Source organism: Psychrobacter piscatorii, from assembly GCF_904846415.1.
Classification (GTDB): domain Bacteria; phylum Pseudomonadota; class Gammaproteobacteria; order Pseudomonadales; family Moraxellaceae; genus Psychrobacter; species Psychrobacter piscatorii.
The window spans coordinates 1-5,807 of the sequence record NZ_CAJHAR010000065.1 but is presented as its reverse complement, the minus strand read 5'-3'; the positions used below and the strand labels follow the sequence as shown (position 1 = coordinate 5,807).

The window sequence follows — 5,807 nt, the reverse complement described above, 5'->3', positions numbered from 1 at the left end:
TTTATGCTCGTTTATGCTCGTTTATGCTCGTTTATGCTCGTTTATGCTCGTTTATGCTCGTTTATGCTCGTTTATGCTCGTTTATGCTCACTAAAAGATATTAGTCACCCTAGCGTCCGATTCTCAAATATTTTTATCACTTCTAAAATCAAAAAACCACCAAAACAGCAGTTTTGGTGGCTTCTTTACTTTAGTGATTACTGTTAACTATATACTCTGTCGCATACCTCTAGGAAATTTTGAACAGACTCACGCTTTTTGTAGTCCACTATATTACTAGATTTCATAAAGTACTCTTTAACACGGACTGGTTTACCCTCTTTGGTTTCAACATGAAGGTACTTATCTGATACAGCCCAACCATCAGAGCGAAGCTCAGATATTCGGCTACCTGAACAACAGGTGTCAATCTCATGAAAAAGCCCTTTATTGCGTTTTTTCCCACCTCTAAGAAAGGTATATAAAATATAACCTTTATGTGTAGAAGCTTTAGGTAATGATGGCACTGATGGTGTTACGTTAGATTGATCCATGATCAACTCCTCATAATTTAAGTTTAATATGAGGAATGTTTAGACCACCAATTCTAAAGAAATCTGTTCAGATAACTTGAGAATACACCTTTAGTATAGTAAATTACAGTTTCCTAGGTTGTAAATTACTAGGTATTAAAGGGGTGAATTCTAGACATTCACTCTTTTTTAGTATCTGGTATTTAGTATAAGAAGAAGGGCTACCACTCGAATGGTAGCCCTTTTTTTATATATACCATTTACTACCGCCTTTATATCACGTTAATACGTAGGTAACAAGTATATATGGCCTGTAGACGTCCTGTAGTGTCGCCTACGACGTTTTAAACATAAAACTATGTATAACAAGCTGATACGCTTTGAGACGCTTTAACCCCCTTTATTTTGCGTTTAAACTTATATTACTTAAATTCTAAACACTTTTTTCATTACTACTCACCATAAAAAAGGCTTTTAATGTTTTTAGATACTTTTAAAAGCTTTTACGTCCTCTGTATAGATTGGTATACATGGCTTTCAGTTCCAATAAGACGAGGTTTATCGCACAATAAGACGAGGTTTATCGCACAATAAGACGAGGTTTATCGCACAATAAGACGAGGTTTATCGCACAAAAAAAGAGGGCGCTTTACAACCTCTTTTAAAGAGGTTATGATTTGGATACTTTAAATCAAATAGAGTATGAATATGTCAGATATTGTCGTCAAAGATAACGCTCTCATACAAGCAAGCTATACATTAGATTTATCTGAACAAAGATTAGTATTATTAGCAATTATAGAAGCTAGAGAAACAGGCGAAGGGATCGCTGCTGATAGCTTGTTGCATGTTCATGCTCATACATATGCTGAATACTTTGATGTCAATAAATCTACTGCATATACAGTAATGAAGGATGCTTGTAAGGGCTTATTTGACCGATATGTGACTTACCATGATAAGAACCCTAAGACAGGCAAGGACAGAAGCTTTCATTGCCGTTGGGTAGATAAAATAGGCTATGAAAAAGACACTGGTATCGTATATTTACGTTTTACACATGATGTCGTGCCTCTAATTACAAGACTAGAAGAACAATTTACTAGTTATGAGTTAGAGCAAGTTAAAAGCTTGAACAGTGGCTATGCTATTAGGCTCTACGAGCTTCTCATACAATGGCGATCTGTAGGAAAGACACCTACTTTTGAGTTACAGAAGTTCAGACAGCAATTAGGCGTTGAGGAAAATAAATATTCACGTATGAGCGATTTTAAAAAGTACGTGTTAGATTTTGCAGTAGAGCAAGTTAATAAACATACTGATATCACAGTTAAATATGAACAGCATAAGAAAGGTCGCGCTATTACTGGGTTTACTTTCAAGTTTAAGATAAAAGCCAAACAAAGTAAGACTATGGAGTCGAAAAGAGATAGCGATACTGCTGATATGTTCACGGTTGATGGGTTGAATGATAAACAGCTAGGACGTATCGTTCGAAACCCCGCTTTTATGGCGGAATACAATCACTTAGTAAGTCCCACTAGTCCAGCTGGCCAATCTCAGCAAGGATGGGAGTTCGAAATGATTAATCGCTTAAAAAAAGACGCATCTCAATTTAAGAAGCGCCCGATTAGAGAGTACCTTGAGTATTGAACATATAGAATGTACTGCTTATTTAGAGGATTTTCTGCGATTACATTCACGACAAAGCATCTGCCCATTAATAAGCTCTGTCTTTCCACCTTGTGACCACGGTGTTATGTGATCAGCCTCCATTTGACTAAGTTCAAAATGTTGTGTGCAAGATGTACAAATGCCTTTTTGACGTTCGTACATCGTTCGCTTATGACTATCTTTAAAAGTTCGAATGCTCAAGTATTTCTCATTTTTTGTAAGTAAATACTCGTATATTCCCTTTTTCTTTGTTACCTCGTCATCAGCCATCAGCCGAGTTGTTTCTATTTCTAATGTTGTTGGATCAAGATTGTCATCTTTATATATGTTGTAGAGTGCGCCCCATGGTATGCCCTTCATTTCTTTCCGATACTTTGGAAATGTGGCTTTGACCCAACTAATAACGGCTTGAAAGTAGAGCCATAGCGGATTAGCATTTTTTTCATGTTGGTGCTTAGCCATGTAATCCTCTATATCACCATTGCTTATCCATGAAATGGTTGTTTCGAGGTAGTCTTGCCTGAAGGCTCATTGACCAGAGTTTGGCATTACCGCGGTGGGCGACCTCGACTGATCAAGCAGCAACAGTTTCATTCCGCTTATCTGTTTGGTGCCTTTTGTCCAGCGAAAAAGAAAGCGGTAGGCTTAGTACTGCCTTTCGTTAATAAACACACCATGTTATTGCATATGCAAGAGATTAGTAAAGCCGTTCCAAAAGGACGTCATGCGGTGGTGGTGATGGACGGCGCATTATGGCATCAACCAAGCTTGAATCAGGCTAATGTCACTATGCTTAAATTACCGCCTTATTCACCTGAGCTGAATCCTTCTGAGAGAGTATGGCAGTACCTTAAGCAAAATGAGTTATCCAATCGTTGTTATGACAGTTATGAGGCTATTGTCGATGCCGCTTGCTTGGCTTGGAATAATTTGCTTAAACAGCCACAAAGAATTCGGTCGTTAACTGCTCGTGCTTGGGCGCAACTTTAATTGTTGGGTTTGGTATAAGTATAGCTTATTCTGAAATATCTATGCTAATTGATGACACGCCCTAGTTTATAAAAAATTAACAAAATAAATTTAGACTACAGATAATATGACTGATATAAAAAACCAATTGTGAGCTTTATAGGATTACGGTGTACAAGGTTTACGCCGTATTCGTTTGATTTTTAGGGAAATATAACACTATAACTTTATCAAGGACTATAATATGAACCCTCATTACTTAGCGGTTGCTACCATAGCAGTAAGCACCCTCGGTTTTTCTGCCTGTACCTCTCACCACCAAGCTTCAGAAGAACAGCTGACTGACACTAGTGCGACTGTAGTAGCATCGCAAGATAGTCATAGCGCCCATCATCCTAAGTGGTCATACGAAGGTAGTACAGGTGCTGAATACTGGGGTGACGTTGAGGGCGCTAGTACCTGTAAAACAGGCAAACAGCAGTCACCTATCAATATCACAAAAGTGACTGCCAGTAGTGCGGCAAAGCCAGTTATGGATTATGCTAAATCTACTGACATTCAAATCCATGACAATGGTCATACTGTCGTTTATACACCGACGACCGAAAACAACGCTATTATATTAGACAATGAACGCTATGTACTGAAGCAGTTTCATTACCATACACCAAGCGAACATCAATTCGGCAGTCAAAACTATCCAGGCGAGGTTCATTTTGTTCACGCCAATAGCGAAGGCAATCTTGCAGTAGTAGGTGTCATGCTAAAAATTGGTGAAGCCAATGATATGCTGCGCGTGTTGCTAAACGGGACTGAGATGACCACCCAAAACGATAACGACTATACGGCTAGTAATATTGATTTATCTAGCTTAGCCCCTATCATGTCCACTTTCTATCATTATAGCGGCTCGCTAACGACACCGCCTTGTTCAGAAAGAGTCCAGTGGTATGTCAGTAAGCAACCTCTAACCTTGACTAGCGATCAATTTAAGATTATGTCTGATCTATACGAAGGCAATAACCGCCCTATTCAGCCACAAGGCTCACGTAAGGTAGAACAGCTTAGCAAATAACCCCATCGTCATTGATAGAATTAGATTAATATAAAAGAGATACCACTAGAGCGTGTCGTCATTACCTATAATCGTTATTATCGATAAATAGGCTAATTGATGACACGCCCTAGTTGTAGTCATGCCATTACTCTTCGCTTATGCAGGTAATTACAATGTAAATTAATTGCCCATCATTAGCAATGCTAACCATCCATTTTTGTTATAAACCATATTAGAAATCAAAAACCCTTGTAACAGCAGATATAAGAGTTTTAGTTCAACTAAACATTAAACCAGCTTCTCATTTTATCTATGCTAAACCCTAGTCTCTGACCAATTTTTATGAGTAACTGTTGATTACCCTTTGCTATCAACAAACTGTCGTTAAACTTAATTTTTTCATTTTGAAATTGCTTATCTATAAATTCTATAGGCACTCCAAAATCTAAGAAAAAATTTGTCAATATTTTACGATCCATGTCTAAAGATGCTGTAACGTCTTTCAGACGTTTTTTCTCTGCTTCATAAGAACTGTTTGAATTTTCGAGCTTCAGTTCTAACTTTTCTATCTGGTTTTTTAGCTTTCTAATCTCATCTTTTTGAGTTTTAAGCTCTTCTATTTTAGTAGTTCCTATAGCGTTGGTATATAACTCTTCTACCTCTACCATCAAGCCACTTATTATTAAAGAGGTGATATATCTTGTAAGATTTCCCTCACAATTTTTCTTCAATAGGTGATATATACCGTCTTCGATCCGAAATGAAATAGAGCGCTTATCTGACATATTTTAAAATCCTTGTGTAATACAAAAAAACCTTATAACAGTAGGGTCTACGAGCATAATATATCATAGTTGTATTACACGCGTAACGCACCTTGTACTACAGGTCTGTCCTTATAGAACGGGGCTTGTAGCGTTTGCAACCAGTTGCGTGGTGTGTGTACTTATATTTTGCCGTCGGCACGACAAGCTTTTTGGTGAGTTTTGCTTAACTTACCAAATCCGTTCATCAAAATTATTTCGCTGTGTATTTTGTGGTTTTTTTGGGCGGCTTGGAGGTTCTAGGTGTCGGCTGTTTGGTAAATTGTAAATTTGAGTGATGAAATTAGATCGGATGAAACGTCAGATTTTATTTTGATCATCTGGTAAATCGTTCCGTGAAAACTGGAAGTCTAGCAGTTATCATAATTTTTCTGACTCGGAAGAATATTCCTAAGCTGCTGCTTAGGAACTTTTGATTAATTCTCAATGATACAAATGACGATACTGATCACTTGTGTGCCGTTTGGTCAGTAATAGCGTTCTCATTGTCACTAAGAAAAAGTCGTCTTATGAACTGCGACCAACTAAACTCTATCCCAAAATACCCCATTTTTGACGGCATTAGCCTATCCTGCAATTAAGTTTATTTCCCTTTACGCCTTATCTCAATCTGCTACTCCATCACATAATGGCAGACAATAACTTTTATGCTCGTTTATGCTCGTTTATGCTCGTTTATGCTCGTTTATGCTCGTTTATGCTCGTTTATGCTCGTTTATGCTCGTTTATGCTCACTAAAAGATATTAGTCACCCTAGCGTCCGATTCTCAA

At 37.7% G+C, this 5,807-nt stretch carries 6 protein-coding genes; 3 read left to right on the top strand and 3 right to left on the bottom strand.

The annotated features are described in order from the left end of the window. Positions 1-203: 203 nt before the first annotated feature. Positions 204-533, bottom strand: coding sequence for a helix-turn-helix domain-containing protein (locus JMX83_RS14685; RefSeq protein WP_201603302.1), 330 nt, complete (start codon positions 531-533; stop codon positions 204-206). A gap of 687 nt (positions 534-1,220) precedes the next feature. Between JMX83_RS14685 and repM the strand changes: the two genes are divergently transcribed. Continuing rightward, positions 1,221-2,165, top strand: coding sequence for a replication initiation protein RepM (gene repM / locus JMX83_RS14680; protein WP_201603299.1), 945 nt, complete (start codon positions 1,221-1,223; stop codon positions 2,163-2,165). 18 nt (positions 2,166-2,183) lie between these two features. On the opposite strand, the gene JMX83_RS14675 is transcribed toward repM, so the two are convergent. Continuing rightward, entirely contained in the window at positions 2,184-2,648 is a 465-nt protein-coding gene (locus tag JMX83_RS14675) for an HNH endonuclease (RefSeq protein ID WP_201603297.1), read from the bottom strand. Positions 2,649-2,702: 54 nt separating this feature from the next. Between JMX83_RS14675 and JMX83_RS14670 the strand changes: the two genes are divergently transcribed. Continuing rightward, a complete protein-coding gene (locus JMX83_RS14670; RefSeq protein ID WP_201603295.1) occupies positions 2,703-3,176 on the top strand; it encodes an IS630 family transposase in 474 nt (157 codons plus the stop codon). Positions 3,177-3,399: 223 nt separating this feature from the next. Beyond that, complete coding sequence (locus tag JMX83_RS14665; protein ID WP_201603293.1) at positions 3,400-4,230, top strand: carbonic anhydrase; 831 nt, start codon at positions 3,400-3,402, stop codon at positions 4,228-4,230. Between the two features lie 263 nt (positions 4,231-4,493). On the opposite strand, the gene JMX83_RS14660 is transcribed toward JMX83_RS14665, so the two are convergent. After that, entirely contained in the window at positions 4,494-4,997 is a 504-nt protein-coding gene (locus tag JMX83_RS14660; RefSeq protein WP_201603291.1) for a hypothetical protein, read from the bottom strand. Between the last annotated feature and the right edge of the window lie 810 nt (positions 4,998-5,807).